This is a genomic window from Paenibacillus sp. FSL H8-0034 (assembly GCF_038000305.1).
GTDB lineage: Bacteria > Bacillota > Bacilli > Paenibacillales > NBRC-103111 > Paenibacillus_S.
Genome location: NZ_JBBOBS010000001.1, coordinates 2,679,559 through 2,705,114, shown reverse-complemented (window position 1 = coordinate 2,705,114; position 25,556 = coordinate 2,679,559). Strand labels below are relative to the sequence as shown.

Here is a 25,556-nt window from a genome sequence, read left to right as displayed (position 1 = left end):
ACATTATATGGGTGTAGCAATGTGGACTTCCTTCTGAATGGTTAACCTGCAGACAAATGCCGTTGAAGCCAGTCATAAGCTATGGCACCCGAAACCTCGTGTTTGCCCGGATGGATGTCTTCCTCCAGCTGATCTTCTGCCTGGAGTACGTGATAAATCGATTTTAAATGGTGAAGCGCTTTAATTGCGCCTGCAATCGGGAATCCAAGATCGGCTTGACCGGATTCAATAAGCAAAGGCCGCGGAGCGATAAGCCCCCATATATCAGGCATTTCAGCAATATTCAGCAGATCCGGTATATAATTATCCGAGCAGTGGGGCTTGGCCAATATACTATCCCTGTAGGTATTGGTAAACCCGCTAATGACGGCAGCACGAATTCGTTCATCAACAGCCGCTGTTAATGCCATAACGTTCCCGCCCCCGGAGAAGCCCATACACCCGATCCTCTCAGGAGCTACCTCACGAAGGGATAATACATAATCGACACAGCACATCATCTCATGAACACGGTAACCGGCCAACGTTTTACCAGCCATAAGCAGATTCGTGGACAATCTGAAACAGGAGTTGGCATTCGGCTCCTTGTCCTGATCCTGCATCAATCTTCGATCACCCAAGCCCAATAATTCAGGCACGATGACGATAAACCCGCGCTTTACCAGCTCAATGGGATAATCCTTGTAAATACCAGGCTCGTCCTCCCTCACACTTCCGTCCGGCATCAGCCCTATAAGCTGTTTGTACCCATACCCATGGCCTGGGCAAGCGACGATTGCGGGAGTAGTACCCGCGGAACCCTCTCCAGCTTGAGTTTTTACCTGTTTAGGCAGGAGTACATAACAGGGCATTTTCAAAAAATGATCGGTCGTCAGCTCGATATGCTCGCGAATATAATCGCCGCAGTCCACTCGCTCCAGGCACACAGGGTTCAGCGGAACCACGTCTCTTTGCGGCAGCACCAGCGCTTGGATCAGCCTTGCTTGCAATGCTGTTCTCCATTCACTCCACTCGGCCTCGGTGTTCGCTTTAAAGGCGTGAACATACGTCTGACGGTCGTACAGCTGTTCAAGAAATTCATCGGGATTCCACATCACAATCAGCCTCCATTTTCACTTAGCGATACTTCCCGGTACTGTCCGGGTGTCATGCCAGTCGTTTTCTTGAAATAACGGATAAAATTTTGTGGATTGTTATATTGCAGCTTGCGAGCCATATCGGTGATTTTCATCTCCGTTTCGGTCAGCCATTTCTTGGCAATATCCATCCGGTAGGCAAGCAGGTAATCGCTAAAATTGATATTCATGCTTTTCTTGAGTGCACGCCGGATATAGCTGGAATGGTAATTGAGCCGCGAAGCGCATTCCTCCAGCGTCAGCTCACGGTCATACTCGCTCTGAATGATTCTTACCACTTCATTGGATATTTTGTGGTAAGGTGCTTCTTTACTCTGATCCATTGTTTGAATAATTGGTTCAATGATTTGCTGCATCAGCCACTGCTCGATTTCCTGAACGGTATTCAGGCGTTTTAGCTGCAGGTATAACGGAATTGCATTCGTATCCAGGGAAGAAATAGCAGCATCCTGCTGCTCTGGAATATACAGCAGATCCATCAGCAGCTTCATGAGCCAGTTCTGCATCTGATTATGGGTAAGCTCACGATTGGACAAAATTTGCAGAAACTCCATCAACAGCACATGTGCGCGTTTATCATCGGCGAATTTGACCGCTTCGACCAGCTGCTTCTCCAGATGCTCCGGGAAAAACACCATTTGGGTTTCCGGTTCCTCATTCTCGATAAACAGAATCGTTTCAGTATCCTTTGTAATCCGGTATTTTAATGCATCAAGACCCTCCGCATACGCTTTGGACGTCAGGTCGTAAGTGATATAAGGCCGACTGATTCCCGCACTGACTGGCAGATCGAGAAATTTCAATACATTTTCCTGGACCTGCTTAATCGTTGCATACATAAAATCCTTGAAAGCATCCGGTGAATCGTGGTTGCTGCTAATGACAGTCACCTGTGATTGATCGATGACGACAGGATTCAGACGATGCTCTGCTGCAACCGTTTCCTCCACAATATTGCTGATCGCAAATAATAGCAGATCACGGTCGTGCTCACTATAGCGCGTTGTCTCCAGTGTATCAATTTGTATGGCTACCACTGCCAACCAGCGAAATTGCTGCGAGTAGCCGAATAGCTGCAGCTGCTCCTCAATCTCTTTACCTGTTAGCTGACCTTGAACCAGCTTGTAAATCATAAATGGCTTTAGTTGATGTCTCAGCATTTGAACATGGCTGGTCATATGCATATTATTCTGCGACATGGTCTCCATCCGGCGTTCGATCACCTTGAATTCGTCCTGCGGCACCTGAGTATCCCCGGGTTCTCCAGCGACAGCCGTTTTCTGATACAGACTGCGCAGTGGGGAATACATCTTATTGGCTCCCTGCAGGGAAAGTATAATAATCAGGATGAGAATGATCAGGCAAGCCCATAACGTAGCCCATCCAATCGCTTGTGATTCCCGTGTGATACTGTCAAGCGATACAATAGATAAATAGGTCCAGCCATTATACGACGATTTGCGGAAGGTGAAGCCATACTCCTCCTTGCCGATTTGTCCGATCCGGTAGCCGTTCAGTTCGGGGCTCTGCAGCATATTTTGCAGCAGCTGTGAATCACGAAGACCTTTATCCACCTCGGGCAGCAGATCGGTCGCGAGGATATTCCCCTGCTCATCGACAACCATCAATGAACCAAGCTCACTGCTTTTGGGCAGTACCTTGAACAGCTCCTGATTGGACATTTGGGTCACCAACAGGGCGGTAGGCTTGGCCGAATAGCTCGGAAAGCGTTTCACCAAATAAATATTCGTTTGCGCCTGGGCTTCGTCCTTGCTTGCTGTGGTTTCAGTCATCCATTTGAAAGGTCGATCGATACCCGTGAATAAGGCAAGCCTGCCGGTGTCCGTAAATTCATCCAGCTTGGCGTAGCCCTTATTGCTGATGATCCAGTTCTGATCGATGCTGATCAGTTGAATATCGCGAATACCGAGTTCATAGATCTGAATACGCTGCAAGGTTTCCAGAACCTTGTCGACAAGCGGAAAATCTCTGGCCTGAATGGGCATCTGGAGTACATCACTGACCGGCTGTGCATTGACCAGCTGAAAAATCGAGAAGTCAATAATTTTCAATGTGTTTTCCAGCTGAATTTGAGTTTGATGCAACAATTGGTCATTGCCCTGCAGCACCTTGTTTTCAATAATGTTGGACGATTTCATATACGAAAAAATACCTAATACCATAACGGGAATGGCACCAAGCAGCAAGCATAACATAAATAGCTTTACGTGATAGCGGGATAACTTCAGCTTCATGACGATCTCACTTTCCTAAGTCAATTCAAACGTTCAATCTGCATCCATTATCGCATTATCCTTGATGAAATCCTATAATCATTAGCGCTACAATTGATGGAAAGAAGAGGAACCTGTCGGCTCCTCCCCGGAAAATCATTTATTTTTTGAGTGATTTGTCATATTCTGCCTTGTATTCAGCCATAACCTGGTCGCCGCCAATTTTTTGCCAGTTGGCAATAGCTTGCTCAAAGCCCTTTTCATCGAGCTCGCCAATAATGAATTTGGTTCTTGCGTCGGACATCACCTGATCCAGCTGCTTGCCTTTTTCCATATAGGTTTTGGAAAGAAGCGGCAATGCGGGATTCGGAACCGCAAATTTCTCATTGTCGGCAATAAGCTTGTTAAACTTGGTAACGGCCGGATCGACATTGCCCGGAAGTGCCTTGCTGCCATCAAATACCATTAATTGGAACAGCGTATTATATACTTCATCTGTGTACACCTTCTCGTCGATACGAATGGCTTTACCGTTATCTACCTTGTAATGCTTGCCTTCGATCCCCCAGTTCATCAAGGTCTGAACCTTCTCGTCACCTAATTTGTCAATAAATGCCAGAACCTGCTTCAGCTCTGCTTCTGTTTTCACACTTGTTTTCGGGATCATAAATACGCTGTTATAGCCGCTTCCTGCCTGTACCTTGACACCGCCCGGGCCGGTTACATTAGCAATCGTATCCAGCTTGGCGTTCGGATTGGCTTTGAACAAATCGGTAAACCTGGCATTCAAATCATCATAGGCTCCGATGTAGACGCCTGCTTTTCCTTGATTCACCAGCACAGTGCGATCCTTCACAACAGGAAAATCACTGTTCATTACTTTGTCCTTGAACATTTGCTGAATCATTTTCAAACCATCCATATACGGCTTTGTCATAAAATCAGGTGTCATCTTACCATCCTGATAGGCCCACAAATTCGGTGTTCCCATAGCTGCCAGCAGATGGAGAATTAATGAGCTGTTGGAGTCAAAAGAGATCCCGAACGTGTCATTCTTGCCATTCTTATCGGGGTCATTATACGTGAACGCTTTGAACACATTCAGCAGCTCATCAATCGTTTTGGGCTCCTGCAGTCCGAGATTGTCCAGCCAGTCCTTGCGGATAATAATCCCGTTTCGCGCAATAGCCCGCCAGCGATAAATGCCATACACTTTGCCTTCTATAGAAATATTGGATAGGCGGGCCTCATCGAGCGTTTTCAGATTGGCATAATCCTTCAGATAAGGACCCACCTCCCAGAACAGACCTGCCTTGGCCGCTTCGATAATCGCCGGATTACGGTCGTCCTTCACGAGCAGCAGCTTCGGTAAATCACCAGCCACAGCAATCGAGGCGGTTACCTTCTCACTATAGCTGGCGCTCGGGACCCAGGTTATGTTCAGCTTGGTGTTGGTATATTCCTGAAGCAGCTTCATTGGCTCGCTGTCCATTTTGGGCGGCTCTGCTGTTAAATACTGGTTCATCATCGTAATTTCAACCGGACCGGTCGCTGCCGCTCCTCCTGACTTGGACTCTCCGCCATTTGCACATGCAGAAGTAATAGCTAAGGATAAAGCTCCAGCAGCCATCAGACCTTGTTTGATGATACGTTTGGTTTGCATGAATAAATTCGCCTCCTGAAATGGTCAAGCTCATAGTAGAGTTTCATTAAATAATTAACGGAAAACGTCAAGCGTCGACTCCATAAGCTCCTCGTCCAGCTCAATGCCGAGGCCGGGTCCTTGCGGCACAAGTATGTAACCATCCTGTACCTCGAAAGGCTGCTTCAAGTAGCGCTCTCGTGTGCTGTTCGATTCTATGTTGTATTCATAATAGCTGCTGCATTCCGGTGAGCTGGCAGCCAAATGGATCGCTGCGGCAAAACCGATGCCCTTGGTTGTATTATGCGGCACATAATGAATGCCGAATGCACGGCACAAGGCGGCAGCGCGTTTCGCACTGGACAGCCCTCCGCATTTGACCGGATCGGCAGCGTACAAGTGGCAGGCTCCCTTGCTTATAAAATCACGGAACGTGAAGATGCTCCAATCCTGCTCCCCGACATGAATCGGTACGGGCAGCGTGTTAGCCAGCTTAATATAGGTGTCCACATCATAATAAGGACAAGGCTCCTCAAAATGGTAAATGTTATATGGCTTAATTCTGTCAAACAGCTGAACCGCCTGAATATACGTATACGAGCTGTTGCCATCGATCATCAGCTTGCAATCCGGGCCTATCGCTTCCCGCGCCGCTTTGACCTTGCGTACATCATCGTCCAGATCGACGGGCAGTCCTGTACCGTAACGCGGCCCCACCTTGATTTTGACGGCTTTTACCTGAAGACGGTCTATCGCATCACGAATCTTGACGGCTTCTTCCTCATGCGTCAGGTCGCGGCTCATACTGGACGCATAGAGAGGGATGCGTTCACGATATAGACCCCCAAGCAAATTATACACGGGTTGCTTCAAATAGCGACCTTTCAGATCCCATAACGCAATTTCCAGACCACTATATGCGGCTGCCAGCAGCTGGCCGGATATTTTATAATTTCTCCTTAGCACAATCTCCTCAATCCGTTCTCCCTGAAAGGGGTCCATCCCGATCACATAGGGCTTGATGACAGTGTTCATAATTTGCAGCAGCACATCAGGCCGCATCGGACTGGACTCACCGAAACCGTAGACGCCTTCATCGGTATCCACTTTAACATAGAACAATCCCATCGGTTTTGTATAGCAGGTAATATTGGTGATTTTCATGATGCCCTCCCGTTGTATTGGATGATTCCCTAGCCTTTGACAGAGCCGAGCAGGACCCCTTTGGCAAAATGCTTTTGCAGAAAAGGGTACACAATCAAAATCGGAACCGTTGAGACGACGATAACCGCCATCTTGATGACCTCACCGGGGGGTGCTACATAATCACTGCCCATCTCTTGTGAATCCCCGATCCCGCCCTGTGACAAAATAACGATTTGGCGGAGCCATACTTGAATGGGCCATTTGGAGCTGTCATTGATATACAAAATCGCACTGAAAAATGTATTCCAATGGCCAACCGCATAAAATAATGAGAAGGTAGCCATAGCGGGAAGTGAAAGTGGCAGCACGATGCGCACCAATATTTGAAAATCGTTGCAGCCATCAATCTTGGCTGCCTCTTCCAGCCCATCCGGCAGCTGCTGAAAGAAGTTTCTTAATATAATCAGGTTGAAGGCACTGATCGCCCCCGGAATTAACAAGGACCAGTAGCTGTTCAGCAGGCCGAACGATTTGACGACCAGAAAGGTTGGAATCATGCCCCCGCTGAACAGCATTGTGAACAGCACGAGCAGCATAATCGGACCGCGACCCATAAATTCGTTTCTCGCCAACGGATAAGCCGTTAATGTCGTGAACAGCAAATTGATCAAGGTGCCTGCGACCGTAATAAAAACCGTTACGCCAAGGCTCCACATGATGGTATTTGTTGAAAAAATATAGCGATAGCCATCCAGCGAGAACTTCGTTGGAAATAACACAATCCCGCGCTGCATCAGCTCCTCTGAAGCTGTTAACGAACCTGACAGTACAAACAGGAAGGGCACGATGGCAAACAATGCGAAGCCAATCAGAATCACGGAATTGACAATATCAAATACGCGTGAGCTCATTGTAGGATGAATCATAACAGCAGCCTCCTTTCCAAGTTAATATACACCTTGCTCGCCTATTTTCTTGGCTGCTTTATTAGCGGCAAGCACCAGGCACAAGCCGACAAGTGATTTAAACAGACCGACAGCGGTGCTGAAGCTGAACTGCCCTTGCTGAACACCATTGACATACACATAAGTATCAAACACTTCGCCAACTTCACGGTTTGTCGAATTGAGCATCAGGAAAACCTGCTCGAACCCGGTATCCAGAAAGCTGCCAAGCCGCAAAATGAACAAGATCACGATGGTGCTGCGAATCGCTGGAAGCGTAATGTGCCACAGCTGTCTCATTCGGCCCGCGCCATCCATTTTGGCGGCTTCATAGAGTGTAGGATCGACCCCTGACAGCGCAGCCAGAAAAATAATCGTTCCCCATCCGGATTCCTTCCAGATGACCTCCAGAATGATCATGGGTCTGAACCAGTCGTTGGACATCAAAAAATTAATTTTGCCGAAGCCCGCATTAACGAGCATATTCGTAAATATCCCGCCCTCGGAGGAGAAAAAGGTGTACACCATGCCGACAACGACGACCCACGATACAAAATGGGGAATATAGACGGCGGTCTGAATGTATCGCTTGAACCATTCCACGCGCAGCTCGTTCAGCATCAATGCGATTAATATCGGGATTGGAAAGAAAAAGACAATATTATAAATCGCAAGCACAAACGTATTTTTTAGCAGCAGCCAAAATACCGGATCATGGAAGAAACGATCAAAGTGCTTAAAGCCGACCCAAGGACTGTTCCAAAACCCCCGATAAGGCAAATAATCCTTAAAGGAAATCATGACCCCCCACATAGGTAAATATTTAAATATGGCAAAATACAGCAGGCCCGGTGTGACCATCATGTATAAATAACGCCCTTTGATAAGCCGACTCCAGAACAAGCTTGCCTTATGGCTCAAGCTGCTTGCTGCACCGTTCGCCACTTGTGTTTTCAAATCCAACGCCTCCTTTCTGTTATGTGCAATTTAAGTTGAGGCCAATACATCCTCGATCCGAATGGGACGATTCTCCTTAACGGATTTCCATACCGCTTCTCCCGTTCCAACCGAATAGGCGCCATCTATCGAGCCTGACAAAATATCATAGGGCCGCTTCGGATCGGGACCGAGAAAGATGTCCTCCAGAAGCGTTGGGTCTCCGCCTCCATGCCCACCCTGTCTGTGAACGACATGAATGGTTTCCTTGGAGCCAAACAATGGAAAGTAATCGATCGTCTGCACAGGGACAGGGAATGGTACTCTGCCGGAGGAATGGTATTCCATCGATTCAATACGACCCTTGGTTCCGTTAATTGCCAGTCGGTAGCCTTCATAAGGCAGTGAAAAATTGACTGAATAGGTGAGCAGCGCTCCGCCATTATATTTGACGTTAACCGAATAAGTATCCTCGATATCAATTTGTGAATCGTAGATACAGGCATCAGAGCGGTATTCGCTGTAAGGAGCTTGAGCATCTACGGTGCCGACAGCACCGATATGATCGTCTACTACATGAACCTCCTTGCTCCGTGAGGACCAGCGCATATAATAATTGCAATCGGGCTTCACCTCACAGGTGGCGCAATGGCGTCCATCTTCTTTTTTCGGATTCAACTCGCCATCAGGGCCGTAATAATTAAGAGCGCCGAAGGCAAATACTTCTACCGGCTGCTGCCCCGTCCACCAATTGACCAAATCGAAGTGATGCGAGCTTTTGTGAATCGATAATCCTCCCGAATGCTCCCTAACCCGATTCCACCGTTTGAAATAGCTGGCTCCATGGTACGTATCGATGTACCAATTCAGATCGACGGATGTTACCCGCCCTACCTTGCCCTCCAGCACCAGTTCCTTGATCCGGCTGTGAATAGGAGCATACCGGTAATTGAAAGCAACCGTTACCTTCCCCTTGCTCTTGGACTCTGCATCGATAATACGCCTACAATCAGCCCCAGTGGTTGCCATCGGCTTCTCGGAAAGCACATCCAGATCGTGCTGCAGCGCCTTCAAAATATAAGTGACATGCGTATCGTCACGGCCCGTTACAATAATGACATCCGGCTTCGTTTGTGCGACCATTGTATCAAAAGCATCGGCTCCGTATTCCGGCACGCCGGCAAGCTCCGGGTATTTGCTCTTACATACTTCAAACCTTCTGGAATCAATATCGAGCAGCCCAACGATCTCTGCTTGATTGGAAAATGTCGAAAGCATCGGTCCGATGAACATTTTCAGGCTTCGATTGCTTACGCCGCAAACTGCATACTTTTTTTTCATTCAGCACCTCATTCTTGATATTGGGTTGGATGATACCGACGCCCTGTCGGTGAAGCTGACTTCTGAATTCATTATTTCGAATAACCGGATAAATAGATACAATCCCGACAGCGACAATTGCAGTAAATCCTTGTAAACCGTATGGTTGTTGGTTATTTGGGCGTTTATAATCCTTAATGTCCACTTCTATAATCTTTATAGAACACGACAAAAAGAGCAGCCTTCAATGGCTGCTCCAGAAATATTGATGGATTTATGTATGTAAATATGTATCCAACTGTCTAACTATCCGACTAACTATTCAACTGATCAGAGCAGCTATAATAAGCGAGCATCCCAGACTGAGACGTGACCCGAGAATCGCGACGGATACGTTACCCATTTGTATTTCCTTGGCGACTTTAAAAGGGGTAATCCATCCAAACAAGTAATAAGTCACAATTTGGGCAACAATAGCGACCAATCCCCAGAGGATCAGCTCCATAAGATTAGCAGAATGATAAATAGCTGAGGCCAGCACGACGCACAGTCCGATCATTTTCCCGCCGAGATCGTGAGCGGATGCTTGCGCTGCATTCACCTTCGTTATTTCAGTACTGGTCCCTTCCTTGATCAGCTTCATTTCCTTGTATGGAGTAATAATTAGAAAAATACCCAGTCCTGCGCCAATAAGTCCCAAGGTCGTTACCAAATATAATAAAAAATTAGATACTTGCTCCCACGTGATAATCAAACTCAAATCCATATCCATGTTCCTTTCCTGTTGCAGCATCATAGCCGTTAGTCCTTGAGACCGACTGGCAAATAAAACGACTCATTCCCCGTAATTTTATTTCCCAATCGTAATAATACAGCGGAAGGAGTCCCTCCGATAACAAAAGAACGCCATAGCGCACTTCCTGTGTAAGGGCCGTTTAACGTTTGAACTGTAATTTGGGGAAGCTCTACCTGCTTCTGGTAAACCATCGGCTGGTCGCGGTATTCATCATTGTCGTTGTGCTCGGCGATGGTTCCGTCTGCGTCATAGAGCGTAACCGATCCGCCCTCCCTGCCATAAATCGGCTTCTCTACATAAGCATGCTCACCGATAAAGCGATTCTCAAAATATGTCGGGAGCATATAGCGGTCAACCCATTCATGCTCTTCCTCGCTAAAAAAAACACCGGTTTCGTGAAGGTTCCAGATGAGCGCAAGGAGAGCCTTCGTCTGGCATAAAAAGGCGCTCGGCGGGTTAATAATACCGACCTTCCCTCGTGCAATCAAATCCAGGGTATGCGCTCCAGTCGGATATCCTTCCTCATCGGTCTCAATAGCCAGCTTCTCCAAAGCATGATGCCGCAGCATCATAGGTACAGGTGTTAAATAATCGCCATCTACAAAATACAGATTATCCTCATATACCCGGAGATCGGAGAGCGGAACGAATCGGCCGTTCAGTCCCGATTGCTGCAATAAGTAGCGTGTCGTAGCCGCATCCTCCTCATGCCAGTCGAGCGAGCAAAATGCGATAGGCTCCGTACTATTCGCCAGCTCGCCGTAGCTCTCCAGCATACATTGAAATGCCTGTGGAAAATGCTGCTCACAGCCCTCATTCGGATTTCTCACGCCGTGGTGGCGGCATACGTGTCCATTGACATAATAGGCCTCTACAATTAAAGACGGTGTGTCGGCATTAAACTCGATCAGCTTGATGCCGTCCGTTGTCCATGCCAAATCCAAAGCTCCGTACACCGTTGCAAAAGCAGCTGGGAGCTTGATACGAACCGTCTGCAAAGCCTCAGCGGGAATTCCCATGGCCAGCAAAAAGTCATCCTCCGCCTCCTGCAGCACCGGATAACATTTGTGAAAAATACGCGCAAGGCGATCTGTCGCCTCCTGAAGCTGTTTATGTTCAACCAGGTTGATAAGATGAATGTCTGCCAGCGCGTATTCGGCCTCATACATAAAGTCCCACGTAAATATGCCCTCTTTACGCAGCGGACCATAGATCGAATTTCTAAGCTCTTCGTAATTCATGCAGGCTACGCCCCCACCCTTCATCTAGCTCCTAGCTGCTTGACCCTTTGGATGCTGAACTGCCGGAGGAGCTGCCGATTCCTCCCTTGGCGCCGGAGGCTCCGCTGGATATCCCGTTGGAGGAACCGGATGACGCTTTGGGTGCTGATACTGACTTGCTTCCGGATGAAGAGCTGGAAGAAGGAGCCGTAGACGCAGAAGAGGTGAACGAGCCGGAGCGCTGAGTTGTCGTAGGCGCTGGCTTGCTGGTCGTTGCAGTCTTTGATTTGCTGTCAGCGACAGGTGTTGTGCTCTTGGCATTGCTGCTGGCTGTCGGCTTATTGTTGGCGGGCGCAACTGCCTTATTGGATTGCAAAGCTTTCCCGGCCTTAGCGGCTCCGATTGCTGCGGCTGCGGCACCTACGGCAAGCCCCGCCAACGCTCCGGTAATTAATCCTGAGGATACGGACGATTCCCGGCCATAATAAGTACTTCCATTGTAATTGTACACATAGTTTCTATCCACGCTGGCTCCTGAGTCATCACATTGGTTATCGCCATTATCGTCCTGGCAATAATCCCCTGCAGTGCCGCCATATGGTATATCATCTGTGCTGGCCAGCTCCGGTATCTCTTGTATCTCTTCCTCGCCGGATACCACGGCCTCCTGGGCGGTCTTGTTGGCCAATGCAGCAGTGTTGGCATTTGGGGGAGTCTGTCCACACCCCACCAAGGCCGTAACCATGAATACGGAAACCATTAGCGCCGTTTTATTCATGGGAGGAGTCTTTTCTGTGTGTGTTATCGTTTCTTTTTTTGGCAGCATCGTTGGTCACCTCAATCGTTGGTTCTCGCATAATAAACGAACATTTTTCGATCCTCATCAAGCTCGAAGGATGTTTTATTCCACTTGCGTCCATTCAGCTTGATCGTTTCCGTTTGCAGCAGCAGCAGAACCTCAAGCAAGCTGCTGCAATGCTTTACATGCAGGAGCGGATAATCAGCAGCTTCGTCTGCAAATTGTCGGATTTCTACAACGAATCCTTCTTGCTGCACGCTTTCCGGTTCGGACTGCTCTACCGCTGTTTCTGTTGGAATCACATAGATCAGATGAACACTGTCTTCCTCTTCCGTACGATGCCGTTCATATATCGTTCCACCGCGAATAAACCAATCCGAATCGTTGCGTACAAGCAATTCATCGATTGAAATAGGATCATAATGACATATCATTTCAGCAGGATTATGTAATAAACGATATTCCAGTCGGGCCATGCCCCGTTCCCCCTCTAATATCCTTTCTATAAAAAATAACTCGGATTTATTCTACTATAAATATCCAAAATAATCTTGAAATTATTTTAAACTGACAAGCATAAACTCGCTTTTTGTCGAGGTCAATTTGTCAAAGCGAGTAGCCGGACGACGATAGTTTTTCACCTTAAAAAACAGCCACTCCGCCAATCTGAACTGTGACCCGGTTTGTGGACATTTAAATAAACACCCAGTAACCCTATACTGCTAATAGATGGCTCCTGTACTCGTCAGGGGTCATCTGTTTTAATTCCCATTGGAAACGTTCTGAATTATAAAAGTGGATATATTCCTCTATCTGGGCTTGTAGTTCTTCAAAAGTTAAAGATGTGGTTTCATCCAGATCATCTTTCATGTGCCCGAAAAACGACTCTATAGAAGCATTATCCCAACAATTCCCTTTACGAGACATAGACTGCTGAAGGCCGGCTTGTTTAATGCGCATTTGAAAGCAAGGGTGTGTAGTGCATCCCCTGGTCCGAATGGATCATGGCCTCCGGATGGAGAGTAAAATGCAAGGTTCAAGAGCTTGTCCAGGGTTCGATTCACGATAGACATCTCTAACGACTTCGAAAGGTGATGGGCCAAGATTTGTTAGGTTGCTCCATCCTTTACACAAGATAAATAGGACATGAGTCCATTTACATAAGGAATGTAGGTAATGTCCGTCAGTTGCACCTTTTCGGATTCGCCTTGATCAAACTGACGCTTGAGCAGGTTCGGAGAAGTCTTATGCTCTTGAGTGGCCTTAGCCATCTTTCGGTAGGGGTTTGGCCTACGTTATCTTAGCCATAAGACCCTACTTGCGCATAAGCCTCCAGATCTTCTTATAGAGCCTTTACTTTAAATTCTGGTGAATACGTGATTGCCTTTTCTGACACATGCTGTACATGAGGTGTCACTTAACCCATATGTTTGCCGCTTTGGCAAGCTTATGCTTCCAATTTACTACGGCAACCTTTGGAATAAACAACTCTAACGGGAATTGATTGTATGATTGAGGTGTCCGTGACATTGTGATTAGAGCTGCTAGACGTGCTGATTTAGATAAGCATATAACCCCCATTGGTATCCTCAAGGGTACTAGTGACATAGCATAACCTCCTACTCACAATTTTTCCTTCGTTCATTGTTTGTTCATCATTAATCTGTTTATTACATCATCTTTTACACTTTCCGTTATTCCAGTTCTAAAGTCAGTTTCCACAAGGAAAGGCTCCAATTCACCCATCTCTTCCTCATCGTCAATAATAACGAATCCTTCAAGATCATCAAAAGTGTCCAAGTATACCTGTATTTCAATTCCTCTGAATGTTTCATCGTTGAACGAAGGTGTCATTCCAATTACACAATCCTCTAGACCATTAGCTCTAAATATGGATTGTAATTGAGTTAAGGTCCTGCCTTCTCTCCAAGATGAAGAAATGACTATTTTCGCTTTTGTCGCTGTAAGGATTTCCATTAATTTTCGAACACAGTTCGGATCAAATGTATGTCCAAAATACTTGTCACTTGGTATTAAAGAGTTAGATGTTACTAGTACCCCATCGATATCTAAAAAGATTAATTTCAAGCAATCCACACCCGAGTATAATAATTTGCTCAATCCAAATATGCTCCAATGATGTATCAGAGACCAATGGTTCATATATCCATATCAATTCCCTTTTTATACCTATTGTACCATCTGGCGTATCGCTATAGTTGATAATATTGTCGTTCTTTTCAAAATACAGCGCGACGATTTGCAGTGCCTTTACCCTGCTACAATATACACTTTTGATAAAAAGTAGAAACTATCCCCCTTCCCCTATAAAATAAAAAAGCATCCGCTTTATTGGGATGCTCTCTCATTAATAGGTTTCGTTGATTTAGCTGCATTTCTCGCCTTTTTTATCGATATTGGATCGACTACACTTAGTTGGACAATAAAAATAAGGGCTTGTAGAATAGACCTATCATGCGAAGGAGCGGAACTCTACAATGCCGAAAAAACAACGACGTACCTTGGCCATAGTGCAGGTCCCCATAAGGACGCTGCTCTGGTTTCGCGTGCCTTTGCTACGGTAGAAGGCGATCTGAGCCAAATCCAGTGGTTTCATACGGACCGTGGAAGTGAGTTTAAAAACCAGAAGATGGACGAGCTTCTGGAAACCTTTGAGATCGGTCGATCGTTAAGCGCGAAGGGTTGTCCTTATGACAACGCTGTGGCTGAAGCGACCTACAAGGTTATGAAAACGGAGTTCATCCATCAGATGGAGTTCCAAAGCCTTCATCACCTGCAGTTGGAACTATTCGACTACGTCAACTGGTTTAACAAGCATCGAATTCATGGATCACTGGGGTACATGACGCCTGTTCAGTATCGTCAAGCAGCCCTTAAAAAAGCTGTCTGATTTAATGTTGACAATCCATTATGAGGTCACCAGATCTTTCTGGTAGACCTTATTTTGTGTGGTTGGGACCATGATCCCGAATCACATGCGATAATGTGGACGACAGTTGGTTAGGGGTTGCCGATGAATAATATAATGGGAGTGATTATGTGAACCATGTCATTGGTTTGGATGTGTTCAAAGGGGAAAGTCACGTGCAAGCTTTTGCAGACAGAGGAACACCCTATGGAAAGATTTTTCGTTTTAATCATGATCTTGATGGACTTGCGTCTTTTCTTCGTTAAGCCCAAGACTTGGAATCTTTTATTGGGAAACGTGCGGCAGTCGTATTAGAGGCAACGGGTCATTATCATAGTCCAGTTGTTCAATTCTGGTTTGTAATTCAAGCGCATGGAACGTTGTGAAACTGTCTTTGAATTCTTTAGTCAAGTCATTTTGAGGGTTGATAGGATAAAATGACTACACCCGTTGATGTTGTCTTAACGCTTACCAGCTTCAAGTCTCTTTGATTCTGTTCCGTAAAGAGTCGTTTGCCCTTGCCTAATACTACCGGACGAATCATAAAGTGATACTCGTCGATAAGGTTGTGCTCCATCAAGGTACGAATTAATTGACCGCTACCATAGATCAGATATTGTTGATCCGTTCCCTGCTTAAGCTTGGTCACTTCTTCTATAATGTTGTTTTTGATGAAACTGGCGTTCCATTGGGTTTCTTCTAGTGTAGTAGTAGCCACATACTTGGGCATGGAATTCTTCTCGTCGGCACCCTCCCCCTTCATTTTCGACCACGCTGCGGCAAAACCTTCGTATGTAACTCGCCCCAGAAGAAGCGCGTCACTCGGATAAAACACATCGCGTTGGAAATTGGCCATTTCATCATCCCAATAAGGCATATGCCACCCCCCCGGCTCTTCCATGATTCCGTCTAAAGATAGATAGATAGATAGATAGATAGATAGATACTACGATTTTTCCACTTTCAATCCCTCTTCCATATTACAGTTTTCTTATAATTAGAACTTACCGCATAAGGGAATTCCTGTAAAGATATATTTAAATGGTATTGCCATCAACTTAAAAATCAACGATAAACTGATGATGGGATGAAAGTATAAAAAAATGCATTCTTCCATTTTCATGGTTGCGAATTGCCCCCGTATGGCATAAAATCGAATGGCAAGTAAGTGTCCTCCGCAGCTTCGCCATCCACCTTATATTATGTTATAACGAGGTTCCTATGAAAAAACCATGGTTCTATCGTCAATTGTTGTATTATCTCCCGGTCTTTTTTATCGTATTTATTTTGCTTTCGTTATTGATGGCCTATATGCTGAACCACCAGTCCAAAGCTTCGGCACGCAGTGCCAACGAAGTATTTGCCAAGCATGTGCTGCAGGCGATTGATTATAATTTGCAAAATATCGAAAAAATGCTCGTCAACGAAATGTACAATAACCATAAGCTGATCCAGTTTATTTATGACGTTCCTTCGTTGAACGACCACTTTGTCGAATACGAAGTGACCAATGAAATCAAGCGGATGCACAACAGCAGCTCGCTGATCGATTCGATCTACATCTTCCGTCCGGAGGAGCGCAAGGTTTTCTCAGACAATTTCATTCGTCCGGTTGAGCAGTTTGGGGACGGGGCATTTGCGATAGAGGCGGCCAGGCCGGAATATCAAGCGATGCGTGAGCATCCGTGGACATCCAAGCGTATCTACAAGGAAATAACCGGGTCGGACGCTGCCGTACCCGTCATTACCCTCTTGCGGAAAATCCCGCTGCGCACCGGGGTAGAAACGGTCTTTGTCGTTAATGTCAAAACGAAAAAGCTACAAGAGCTGATCATGGAAATGTCGAATGCGAATGTCAGCTATGCCGAAATCAGCGGTACCGACGAGCAAATGCTGCTGGACACACCCGAGGTGAAGAGCGGCGTTGAGCTGATCCGGCTTACGTCGGAGTACAGCGGCTTTACGATTCATACGGGTCTCATTAACGGCAACTGGTACGAAGCGGGCAATGCAGTCTACAATACGGCTCTTATCGTCGCCGTTCTGTTCTTCATCGCCGGTGCGTACTGGATTGTTTTCATCACCCGGCGAAACTATCGGCCGATCGAATCGATGTTGAGCAAACTGAATTCGTATTCCAAGAAGAAAAACCAGCTGAATTGGAGCGAATTTGGTAAGGATGCGCTTAAATTCATTGAGCATGCGATCGACATGCTGATCGAGCAAGCCAATGAGCTCCGGCAAGGCTCTGAGGAAGGGCTGCTTTATAAGAGACGGCTATTTTTTACAGATCTAGTCGAAGGCAACCGGATGTACTCTCGCGAGCAGTGGCAGCTGGAGATGGAACGTCTTCAACTGCCGCGCCACGACGGACGCATCGGACTGGCCGTGCTGGAAATCGACAAGTACTCGAATTTTTGCCAAACTTATTCGACGCGGGATCAATATTTGCTTAGATTTGTGCTCAGTAGCGTGATCCATGAACTGGGGGAAACGCATGGTCTGACCCCGTGGGCGGAATGGACGTCGGGACACCGGCTCGGGGTGCTGTTGCAGTACCGTGAGGAACTCGAAGCCGACGATCCCGTCTCCGGTCTGTGCAGCCAGGTGATCGGCTGGGTGCGGGAACATCTCGATTTTACGGTTACCATGGGTATAGGCTTCACGATGGAGGAGCCGTCGGATATCTTACAGAGCTATCAGTCCGCATTGGAATCGCTGAGCTATAAGACGATGCTGGGCACCGGCCGGGTGATCGAACGCAGGCATACTCCGCTGCAGCAGGGAGTGGCTTATAAAAGTTTGAATTCCGTCCACTCTCTCGCACATGCGTTCAGGGTGGGTGACGAGAAATGGAAGGGGCATGCGGACGAATTTTTCGAAGAAATCGACAACGGCTTGTATAAGCGCGAAGAAATCCTGCATTTGCTCAATTATTTGCTCTACAATCTATACAAGGAAATGATGGAACTGCAGCCAGAGCTGCAGGAGCTGTGGAAAGCGGAAGCGATTCCGGCGCTGAACGAGTTGCTCGACAGCTTCGAAACAATTGGGGAGTTGAAGCAGCGGGTGTTCGGCGTTTTGGACGATACGTGGCGCAAGTTGTCTCGGGTTCGTGAACATAGCAGCCATCACGATTTTATTCAAGGCGTGCGCAAGTATATCGAGGTGAATTATAATAACCCAGAGTTGTCCTTGTCGCATCTGGAGGATGCCTTCAAGGTCAACGGCAAATATATTAGCCAGCTGTTCCGCGACGAGATGGGCGAAAAATTCATTGATTATTTGGCGAATGTCCGTTTGAACCGGGCGAAGGATCTGTTGAAGCAGTCGGCACTGCCGGTCCAGGATGTGGCTTTGCATGTCGGATATACCAACGCAATGACCTTCATCCGTGCTTTTAAAAAAACGACCGGAACGACTCCTGGCGAATACCGCAAAGTATAAATTTTCCGAGACTACCCGTTCCATGGCGTTGCGCCGTCAGAGGAGTGGGTTTTTCTGTATGGAGCGGACCACTGCGGAATTGTATCAATTGCCGGATTTTTGTATATTCCTGTTTTTCAGCCGAATTCGGAAATTTGCAGATCGAATGAAACATGGCGATTGCCAGCTCGGCCGTTCAGTCCTATAGTTAAGGCCATCCAGAGTGCGCACAAATTCATGGATCGAAAGGAGCTCATATGAACACTGCAGGAGATACCGAACTTCATTCGCAATCGCCAGAGATTTATCGCTTGAATGCAAGACGAAGGTTTAAGCAGAACCTTCCGCTCCTACTTATGTTCTTGCCCGTTGTGGCGTATTACGCTATCTTCAAATATGCTCCGATGTTCGGAACCGTGATGGCTTTCAAAAGCTATAACTTTGCGGATGGAATTTGGCATAGCCCTTGGGTTGGATTCAAAAACTTTCAAATCTTGTTCAGCAATCCCCAGACATTAAACATTATCCGCAATACGCTGATGCTGAGCGTGCTCAGCATCGTTGCCGGGTTTCCGGTTCCGATCGTGCTGGCGATTTTATTGAACGAGGCGCGCAAACAGTGGTTTAAAAAGGCGGTTCAAACGTTAGTCTATTTGCCTCATTTTTTCTCCTGGGTCATTGTAGGAGGGCTGGTGGTGGCGCTATTCGCCGAGCAGTCCGGAGCGGTTAATTTTATGATCCAGAAGCTGGGCGGATCTACGTTCAGTTTTCTTTATGACGAATTTTCGTGGATTACCATTTTCGTAGGGTCGAGCATCTGGAAGGAGGCGGGCTTTAGCACCATTATTTTTTTGGCGGCGATGAGTTCCATCGATCCATCATTGTACGAGGCGGCCAGCATGGACGGTGCGAACAAGTTCAGACAAATTTGGAACATAACGCTGCCGGGTATCAGCTCAACGATCGTCGTCGTATTTATTCTTTCGCTCGGCCGGATTCTGGAAGTTGGCTTCGATCACATTTATGTGCTTCAAAATGCAAGCGTTCTAAACATAGCGGAGGTCATCAGTACGTACATTTATCGCGTAGGCGTCCAGGGCGGGCAGTTCAGCCTAACCTCGGCGATGGGGCTGTTCGAATCGTTTGTCGGCTTCATTCTGGTATTCACGGCAAACAGGGTGGCTCGGCGGTTTAATCAAAGTTTATGGTAAGGAGGAGCCAAAGTGAAGACTTCAAGGGGCGAAAGACTATTCTACTTCTGCAACTATGCCATTCTTTCGTTAGCGGGTCTAAGCTGTCTTGTGCCGCTGATTCATCTCTTTTCGTTGTCGTTCAGCGATCCACATGCGGTCATGTCGGGAGATGTGACGCTATGGCCGATCGGGTTTACATGGGAAACGTATGGCGTGCTGTTTAACGGGACGAGGGTGCTAGGGGCATTTTGGAACAGCGTTGTCATTACAGTGGTGGGCGTCGCCTTAAGCATGCTGTTTACCGTAATGGCGGCATATCCGCTCTCCCGCAGCCATTTCTACGCTCGGCGTCCCTGGACGCTGGTGATTGTATTCACGATGCTGTTCAGCGGAGGACTTATCCCGACGTTTCTTGTCGTTAAATCGCTGGGACTGTTGAATACATACGCAGCGCTTTGGCTGCCGGGCTTGATCAGCACGTTCAATATGCTCATTATGAAAACCTTTTTTGAAAATATTCCGGAAGAACTGATCGAAGCGGCGAAAATGGACGGCTGTAGCGAGCTGAGACTGCTGGTTCAAGTCGTTATCCCGTTGTCTTTGCCCGTTATGGCCACATTGACTCTCTTTTATGGTGTCGGTTATTGGAACTCGTTTTTCAGTCTCATGATTTATATTCAGGATACAACCAAGCTGAATCTGGCGGTGCTTGTGCAGCAAATGATTCAAAGCCAGACCATTTTACAGGAAATCAACAATGTACAGTCGGACGACATCAAGGATGTTACTCCGGAAACGATAAAAGCCGCGGGTGTAATCGTCATGCTGCTCCCTATGTTGGCCGTATATCCTTTTTTGCAAAAATTTTTCGTCAAGGGTGTTATGATCGGCGCGATCAAGGGATAGCACGATCGGAGCTTCAAGACTTGATTGGACAAAGAATATATTAAAAGGAGAGGTTAACAAATGAAACGTACATCTATTTATAGAACGGCGAATACCGGCCTTGCCGTAATGCTTGCGGCAGGAGCCTTGCTCGCAGGCTGTGCCGGCGGCGGAGACGCGGCCAAGAGCGGTGATAATTCCAAAGGGGATGGCAAACGTGGAAGCATTTCCTCCTCCCTGTATGATAGGGGGAATGTGCCCGTCGAGGAGGGTACGGTGGACAATAACCGCTGGACAAAATGGCTGAATGAGCAAGGTCCGGTCGATGTGAAGTTTGTGCCGATTCCGAGAGCTGAGTCCAAGCAGAAATTCAACGTCCTGTTCGCATCGGCCGGCGCACCCGACCTGGTGTTCGATTACGACTCTGGCCTGATGAATGACTTGTATGTGCAGAAGCAGCTGTTGCCACTGGACGATTTGATTCAAAACAACAGCACTGAGTACAAGAAGCTGGCCGATCAATATCCGATATTGAAGGAAATGGGCAGGAAGCCGGACGGAAAAATTTATCAGTTCGGCCGTCTGCTCGGGATGAAGACCAACGACCTGCTGTTTATCCGCAAAGACTGGCTAAAGAAACTGAATCTGGAAATCCCTAAAACGACAGAGGAGCTGTACGCGGTGGCTAAAGCTTTCCGCGAGCAGGACCCGGACGGCAATGGCGTTAAGGATACCTATGCGATTAACCTCAGCTATACGGCAGAAAATGTAGTCAACGCAATGTTTCAAAATACAGGGGTATTTTCCAAGGACGGAAAGTTGGAGAAGACGTGGGAACAGGCCAGGGAGGCCACGGCGTTCAAAAAACGATTGTTCTCTGAAGGATTAGTGGATAAAGACTTCTTAACGGACAAGAACGGCGAAAAAGCCAAGCAGGACTGGATTAACGGCAAGCTGGGCATGTATGCGCAGAGTAGCGGCGCGGATCAGGTTTCGACCTTCGCCATATACCAATCGTTGAAGAAAAATGTGCCGGACGCTGAGGTGATTCCGATCGAGCTTCCAAAAGGGCCGTATGGTCAGTTCAATCCGAACCCCAAATTTCCTGTTCAGCTGACGGCTGCCATTAATGCAAATACGAAGGACCCGAAGGCCGCGATGAAGTATATCGATTTCCTCGTATCCAAGCCGACGATGAATACGCTTAAGAACGGGCTGGAGGGCCAGCATTACAAGACGGATAAAGACGGATGCGCCCAGCCGATCGATAAAGAAAAAAACAAGAAAGAAATGGTGATGACCAACGATATTGCAATGTTGAGCTCAATGGCACTGATGGGCAAATGCGAAAAATACGAAATTAAGCTGAGTCCCGACATTCCGCAGGAGAAAGAGTTCCTTACTATGATAGAAACGGCGGATAAAATATATTTGAACCCGAATCTTCCGTTCGCGACCGAATACGATTCGACGATTCTTCCTTCGCTTTCGGCCGATCTAGTCGTCATTAACAAAAATACGGATACGATCAACGATCTATGGAAAAAAGCGATTGTAAGCGGCGATAAATATACGCCGGAGCAGGCGATGGTAGAGGCGAAATCACTTTGGGAGAAGTCGGGCGGCAAGCAAATTGATGATTTTTACAATAAATGGTATCAGGAAAATAAAAACAAGCCGATGCGCAATAACGACTTCATAAAATTGAAATTCGATTAACCTACCTCGGCTGCATTGAATCTTTTCGCGTGCATCTCTCTGCAGTATATTATACTTCCTTCCTTTGATAATCCACGAAAAATCATAAGGCTTATGCGGCGATCACTTACTGGTATTCCACCGGAGAGGTCGCCGAGTTTTTCTGAAACCGATCTTCATTGTACTTCTAATATCTGAATGCGATCCTTCAGGATCAAAGACATATCCTCTGGAAACATACATAGTTTCCATTGCATGGAATCGCACCTGAACTAAACCGCAGTTTTCCATAATTGATGAGACTATCCGCCATTGCATGAATGTAATTTTATACACAAACATGTATATTTTTTTGACTTAAAAGGGGAAATAAAAAACCACCCCCCCTATGCTTGCATATGTGCTTTTCGCTTCAATATAAAAAAAGTAAGCCGTCAGCTGCTCAAGCAGCAGATAGGTTTACTTTTTCAGTACCAGTATTAGAAATAAGTATTAGGACAAAGGAACAACTTTTTTCGAATCCTATGATTCGAAAGCAGCCAGAATGACCGTCTGCCAACGACTTCAGACCTTCTTCACCGGAAATACACGGTGGTATGTTTGTTACAATGCTTTCCACGAAAGCGTCCATAATACCGCTAGGCAATTGCTTATCGTTCGTCGCCATCGCTCCTACTTGATACTTCTCAACGGAGCCGTCACGAAGCTCGACAATAACTTGATCAACCAGATGCGTGCGATGTGCATAGCGCCATTCTCGCACCACCATACCGTGCTGTTGTCGCCGCCTTTATAATAACGTCCAGTTGGCAACCAACGTGCCGATCGTTCCCTTCTTCATGCGCAATACGCAGGTCGCGTTATCGTCTACATCGGTTCCTTCTTTATGCAGTGTGTTCACGAGAGCAGCGACTTCAGCCACTTCGTCGTCAAGCAGCCAACGGATCAAATTGGATTTGTGAAAGCCGAGGTCGCCCATCGCACCCATGAGCACCTGCATTCGCTGCTGCAATCGCACAGGGAGCGTGAACTATCCCTCACTACTAATACAGATCATGAGAAGTATAGCTCTCATGGAGTCTTAGCCTCGCCTGTAACAAGCATCCCATACTTTAGAAGTATTATAATCCGTATTTATTGGACAAATAAGAAAAAACATCTTGCCTTTCGTTCACTGTCAGTACACGGTTATAGATAATTACCTCTGCAATATCTCCCTGGAAAAAGTAATCGATATACTTTTGATCACCCGTATGCCAAGCCATATAAGCTCCAATCGTGTTGGGTTGATCATCCGGCGAAACATTCCTGATCTGCCCTCCCAAATAATCGGTTCCTATCCATGCCCCATTCTTATAAAAATTCAGATTCCCATCCGAATTGCTATAGGTGCCGCCAAGAGCATTCCATGTGCCACTATACACAGTTCCCGATACCGTCTTGGTCGTGTGGCTTGTATTCCTTACCAAAAACCTGGGTACGGTGTCTGAGCTTGATATTCTCAACGCTTCTCCTCTGCCATATATGCCTTTAATAGAAGTGCCTTGACTTTTTGCAACCGTAAATATCGTCGTATTATTCTGTAAGTTCAAAGATGCAGGACTCCCCATACTCATGTAATCATCAATGCCATCAAAGCGTAACACTGCTTTTCCATTAACAACATTTGCATAATATTTAGGCCGTTTTGTCGAGGTATTCTGAACAGCATGGTTTGAGCTTCCAGAGCTGTCAGCGAAGGTAGACACATTGTCACCGCTATTCAAGCCCGTTATGGAATCTGCCTTCAGCCATAATACCTGCCCTGCCGCCGGTACAACGGGAGTTGGTGCTGGTATTGAAGGCATTTCGGACAGTACATACCAATTACTTGATGTTCCATTGTTAATACCAAGCTTGATATCCGGCTCTGGCATAGAAGCTTTGGAGAATACACCTAGCGCCAGCTTAGTTGCATTAGCGTTGTATGTGAATGAAAAATAGGTTGAATTCGTAACGGTCTGGCCAGGCTTCCAGTCAAAAGGATTCACACCGGACAAGGTGCTGGTGGCAAGTACATGATTGCTGCTGTCCAACAAGGCCAGCTTTACAACTGCAGTGTTTCCTTTCATGTATAGGGGTGCGACTCCGTCATTCCGCATCTTGAAGGTTAGGCTTCCGGTAGTGCCGTTGCCTAGATCACTGGGATAAGCCGCCTCTGTCATTTTAAACCAATAGCCCATTTTGTTCTGCCACTCATCAACCAGATTTCCTTTTTCGGATAAAAAGGTATTGGCGTCCGTTCCATTCCACTCACCTAATGGCTGATAGCTATATTTGGAACCATTAATTTGGCCCGGAACCATACCGTCATACCAGATCTCACCTGTCCATCCCTGGCCAAGCTTTAATTTTTCATATGGAAAAGACCATTCTCCTACTGCTGGACCGATATTTAAAAATGACAAAGCTTTTTGCCATCGTGGAGAGTAATCCGAAGAATCCTCTCTTGCACCAAACCCATAGGTGTCTCGAGCATAATAGCCATACCCTCCAGCATACATACCCGTTCCACCAGATATCGGCACGATAATATGGGTTTGATCAAAGCCAGACCACTGATCGATGTACCGTCTCTTAACCGCATCACCTGGGTCTGTTCCCCCAAGCCCACCTAAATGCCACTCGCCCCAGTTTCCAAAGGTTCTGGCATCGATAAATTCAATATTGGGATCACCATTATAACGATCTTTAAGTGCAGTAATAAATTGTCCCATTTTGCTAATAAATACGGGATCATTCCATACAGGCACTTTGGTGCTCGGTGCATCTGATGCATAATAATACTGTGCGCCAGCATCAATAACCCATTGAGGCATGGATGTGTAGCTTGATGACGAGTTCACCTGAACAGGCATAACCCCAAATGCAAATTTTTTACCTTTAGTTACAGCAGCATTGTACATGTTATCGATCGGTGTCCAATTAAAAGAATTGTCTCCTATGTGAATATCCTTCCAATTAAAGCGAGCATAACCCACTGAGGCCTTTTTCCAGACCGCAGAATTTGCATTAGCAAAATTGCTATACACAACCCATCCTTTCCCTGGGTTTATTAGATAATCATTGTTCTCTTGTGGAGAAACGTACAGGGTTGTCGCAGCTGAAGCATGGTTTAATATCCCGATGAACGGTGTTAAAGACAACAGCATACATAAAATCAAAACTCTAATTAACACTCTTTTTTCTAATAAAAACATGGATGTACTCCTC

20 protein-coding genes and 3 pseudogenes are annotated in these 25,556 nt (G+C 46.6%); 6 read left to right on the top strand and 17 right to left on the bottom strand.

Translation table 11 applies throughout. The features are described 5' to 3' along the window. Positions 1-41: 41 nt before the first annotated feature. The 14 genes from NST47_RS12180 to NST47_RS12115 form a co-directional block, all read right to left on the bottom strand. Positions 42-1,094 (bottom strand): alpha/beta hydrolase family protein, encoded by a 1,053-nt coding sequence (locus NST47_RS12180; RefSeq protein WP_341155381.1) that lies wholly within the window; start codon positions 1,092-1,094, stop codon positions 42-44. Between the two features lie 5 nt (positions 1,095-1,099). Further along, entirely contained in the window at positions 1,100-3,391 is a 2,292-nt protein-coding gene (locus NST47_RS12175; RefSeq protein ID WP_341155380.1) for a helix-turn-helix domain-containing protein, read from the bottom strand. A gap of 139 nt (positions 3,392-3,530) precedes the next feature. Further along, entirely contained in the window at positions 3,531-5,033 is a 1,503-nt protein-coding gene (locus tag NST47_RS12170; RefSeq protein WP_341155379.1) for an extracellular solute-binding protein, read from the bottom strand. Between the two features lie 54 nt (positions 5,034-5,087). Continuing rightward, entirely contained in the window at positions 5,088-6,176 is a 1,089-nt protein-coding gene (locus NST47_RS12165; protein ID WP_341155378.1) for a mandelate racemase/muconate lactonizing enzyme family protein, read from the bottom strand. Between the two features lie 29 nt (positions 6,177-6,205). Next, positions 6,206-7,084, bottom strand: a complete 879-nt coding sequence (locus tag NST47_RS12160) for a carbohydrate ABC transporter permease (protein ID WP_341155377.1) — start codon at positions 7,082-7,084, stop codon at positions 6,206-6,208. Positions 7,085-7,105: 21 nt separating this feature from the next. Beyond that, complete coding sequence (locus NST47_RS12155; RefSeq protein WP_372237348.1) at positions 7,106-8,023, bottom strand: ABC transporter permease; 918 nt, start codon at positions 8,021-8,023, stop codon at positions 7,106-7,108. A gap of 66 nt (positions 8,024-8,089) precedes the next feature. After that, positions 8,090-9,379: a Gfo/Idh/MocA family protein gene (locus NST47_RS12150; RefSeq protein ID WP_341155376.1), complete on the bottom strand. Its 1,290-nt coding sequence runs from the start codon at positions 9,377-9,379 to the stop codon at positions 8,090-8,092. 301 nt (positions 9,380-9,680) lie between these two features. Beyond that, complete coding sequence (locus tag NST47_RS12145) at positions 9,681-10,154, bottom strand: DUF350 domain-containing protein (protein ID WP_341155375.1); 474 nt, start codon at positions 10,152-10,154, stop codon at positions 9,681-9,683. A gap of 5 nt (positions 10,155-10,159) precedes the next feature. After that, positions 10,160-11,395, bottom strand: a complete 1,236-nt coding sequence (locus NST47_RS12140) for a glutathionylspermidine synthase family protein (RefSeq protein ID WP_341155374.1) — start codon at positions 11,393-11,395, stop codon at positions 10,160-10,162. Between the two features lie 31 nt (positions 11,396-11,426). Continuing rightward, on the bottom strand, positions 11,427-12,152 hold the full coding sequence (locus tag NST47_RS12135) for a hypothetical protein (protein WP_341155373.1): 726 nt from the start codon (positions 12,150-12,152) through the stop codon (positions 11,427-11,429). Positions 12,153-12,211: 59 nt separating this feature from the next. Next, positions 12,212-12,649, bottom strand: a complete 438-nt coding sequence (locus NST47_RS12130) for a hypothetical protein (protein ID WP_341155372.1) — start codon at positions 12,647-12,649, stop codon at positions 12,212-12,214. 238 nt (positions 12,650-12,887) lie between these two features. Then, complete coding sequence (locus NST47_RS12125) at positions 12,888-13,133, bottom strand: IS3 family transposase (RefSeq protein ID WP_341155371.1); 246 nt, start codon at positions 13,131-13,133, stop codon at positions 12,888-12,890. A gap of 149 nt (positions 13,134-13,282) precedes the next feature. Then, on the bottom strand, positions 13,283-13,444 hold the full coding sequence (locus NST47_RS12120) for a hypothetical protein (protein WP_341155370.1): 162 nt from the start codon (positions 13,442-13,444) through the stop codon (positions 13,283-13,285). Positions 13,445-13,814: 370 nt separating this feature from the next. Then, entirely contained in the window at positions 13,815-14,261 is a 447-nt protein-coding gene (locus tag NST47_RS12115; protein WP_341155369.1) for an HAD domain-containing protein, read from the bottom strand. Between the two features lie 388 nt (positions 14,262-14,649). Between NST47_RS12115 and NST47_RS12110 the strand changes: the two are divergent. Both NST47_RS12110 and NST47_RS12105 read left to right on the top strand, forming a co-directional pair. Next, positions 14,650-15,084 (top strand): annotated as a pseudogene (locus NST47_RS12110) (transposase); the annotation flags it as partial. Between the two features lie 149 nt (positions 15,085-15,233). Next, positions 15,234-15,455 (top strand): annotated as a pseudogene (locus tag NST47_RS12105) (IS110 family transposase); the annotation flags it as partial. Between the two features lie 59 nt (positions 15,456-15,514). On the opposite strand, the gene NST47_RS12100 reads toward NST47_RS12105, so the two are convergent. Beyond that, positions 15,515-16,039, bottom strand: coding sequence for a dihydrofolate reductase family protein (locus NST47_RS12100; RefSeq protein ID WP_341159663.1), 525 nt, complete (start codon positions 16,037-16,039; stop codon positions 15,515-15,517). Between the two features lie 284 nt (positions 16,040-16,323). On the opposite strand from NST47_RS12100, the gene NST47_RS12095 reads away from it, so the two are divergent. From NST47_RS12095 to NST47_RS12080, 4 genes are all read left to right on the top strand, one after another. Further along, positions 16,324-18,549: an AraC family transcriptional regulator gene (locus NST47_RS12095; RefSeq protein WP_341155368.1), complete on the top strand. Its 2,226-nt coding sequence runs from the start codon at positions 16,324-16,326 to the stop codon at positions 18,547-18,549. A 236-nt stretch (positions 18,550-18,785) separates the two neighbouring features. Further along, positions 18,786-19,739: an ABC transporter permease gene (locus NST47_RS12090; RefSeq protein ID WP_341155367.1), complete on the top strand. Its 954-nt coding sequence runs from the start codon at positions 18,786-18,788 to the stop codon at positions 19,737-19,739. A 12-nt stretch (positions 19,740-19,751) separates the two neighbouring features. Next, positions 19,752-20,627, top strand: a complete 876-nt coding sequence (locus tag NST47_RS12085; protein WP_341155366.1) for a carbohydrate ABC transporter permease — start codon at positions 19,752-19,754, stop codon at positions 20,625-20,627. A gap of 60 nt (positions 20,628-20,687) precedes the next feature. Further along, entirely contained in the window at positions 20,688-22,325 is a 1,638-nt protein-coding gene (locus NST47_RS12080; RefSeq protein WP_341155365.1) for an extracellular solute-binding protein, read from the top strand. A 501-nt stretch (positions 22,326-22,826) separates the two neighbouring features. Here NST47_RS12080 and NST47_RS12075 read toward each other — a convergent pair. After that, positions 22,827-23,295, bottom strand: a pseudogene (locus NST47_RS12075) (Gfo/Idh/MocA family protein); the annotation flags it as partial. 130 nt (positions 23,296-23,425) lie between these two features. Then, entirely contained in the window at positions 23,426-25,543 is a 2,118-nt protein-coding gene (locus NST47_RS12070; protein ID WP_341155364.1) for a LamG-like jellyroll fold domain-containing protein, read from the bottom strand. Between the last annotated feature and the right edge of the window lie 13 nt (positions 25,544-25,556).

What these genes read in the sequence shown, in the direction of transcription:
- NST47_RS12130 (WP_341155372.1), bottom strand. Translation starts at nt 12,649, where the DNA reads ATGGCCCGACTGGAATATCGTTTATTACATAATCCTGCTGAAATGATA.
- NST47_RS12150 (WP_341155376.1), bottom strand. Translation starts at nt 9,379, where the DNA reads ATGAAAAAAAAGTATGCAGTTTGCGGCGTAAGCAATCGAAGCCTGAAA.
- NST47_RS12170 (WP_341155379.1), bottom strand. Translation starts at nt 5,033, where the DNA reads ATGCAAACCAAACGTATCATCAAACAAGGTCTGATGGCTGCTGGAGCT.
- NST47_RS12125 (WP_341155371.1), bottom strand. Translation starts at nt 13,133, where the DNA reads ATGCGCATTAAACAAGCCGGCCTTCAGCAGTCTATGTCTCGTAAAGGG.
- NST47_RS12090 (WP_341155367.1), top strand. Translation starts at nt 18,786, where the DNA reads ATGAACACTGCAGGAGATACCGAACTTCATTCGCAATCGCCAGAGATT.
- NST47_RS12095 (WP_341155368.1), top strand. Translation starts at nt 16,324, where the DNA reads ATGAAAAAACCATGGTTCTATCGTCAATTGTTGTATTATCTCCCGGTC.
- NST47_RS12140 (WP_341155374.1), bottom strand. Translation starts at nt 11,395, where the DNA reads ATGAATTACGAAGAGCTTAGAAATTCGATCTATGGTCCGCTGCGTAAA.
- NST47_RS12120 (WP_341155370.1), bottom strand. Translation starts at nt 13,444, where the DNA reads ATGGCTAAGGCCACTCAAGAGCATAAGACTTCTCCGAACCTGCTCAAG.
- NST47_RS12180 (WP_341155381.1), bottom strand. Translation starts at nt 1,094, where the DNA reads ATGTGGAATCCCGATGAATTTCTTGAACAGCTGTACGACCGTCAGACG.
- NST47_RS12070 (WP_341155364.1), bottom strand. Translation starts at nt 25,543, where the DNA reads ATGTTTTTATTAGAAAAAAGAGTGTTAATTAGAGTTTTGATTTTATGT.
- NST47_RS12165 (WP_341155378.1), bottom strand. Translation starts at nt 6,176, where the DNA reads ATGAAAATCACCAATATTACCTGCTATACAAAACCGATGGGATTGTTC.
- NST47_RS12080 (WP_341155365.1), top strand. Translation starts at nt 20,688, where the DNA reads ATGAAACGTACATCTATTTATAGAACGGCGAATACCGGCCTTGCCGTA.
- NST47_RS12145 (WP_341155375.1), bottom strand. Translation starts at nt 10,154, where the DNA reads ATGATGCTGCAACAGGAAAGGAACATGGATATGGATTTGAGTTTGATT.
- NST47_RS12175 (WP_341155380.1), bottom strand. Translation starts at nt 3,391, where the DNA reads ATGAAGCTGAAGTTATCCCGCTATCACGTAAAGCTATTTATGTTATGC.
- NST47_RS12160 (WP_341155377.1), bottom strand. Translation starts at nt 7,084, where the DNA reads ATGATTCATCCTACAATGAGCTCACGCGTATTTGATATTGTCAATTCC.
- NST47_RS12135 (WP_341155373.1), bottom strand. Translation starts at nt 12,152, where the DNA reads ATGAATAAAACGGCGCTAATGGTTTCCGTATTCATGGTTACGGCCTTG.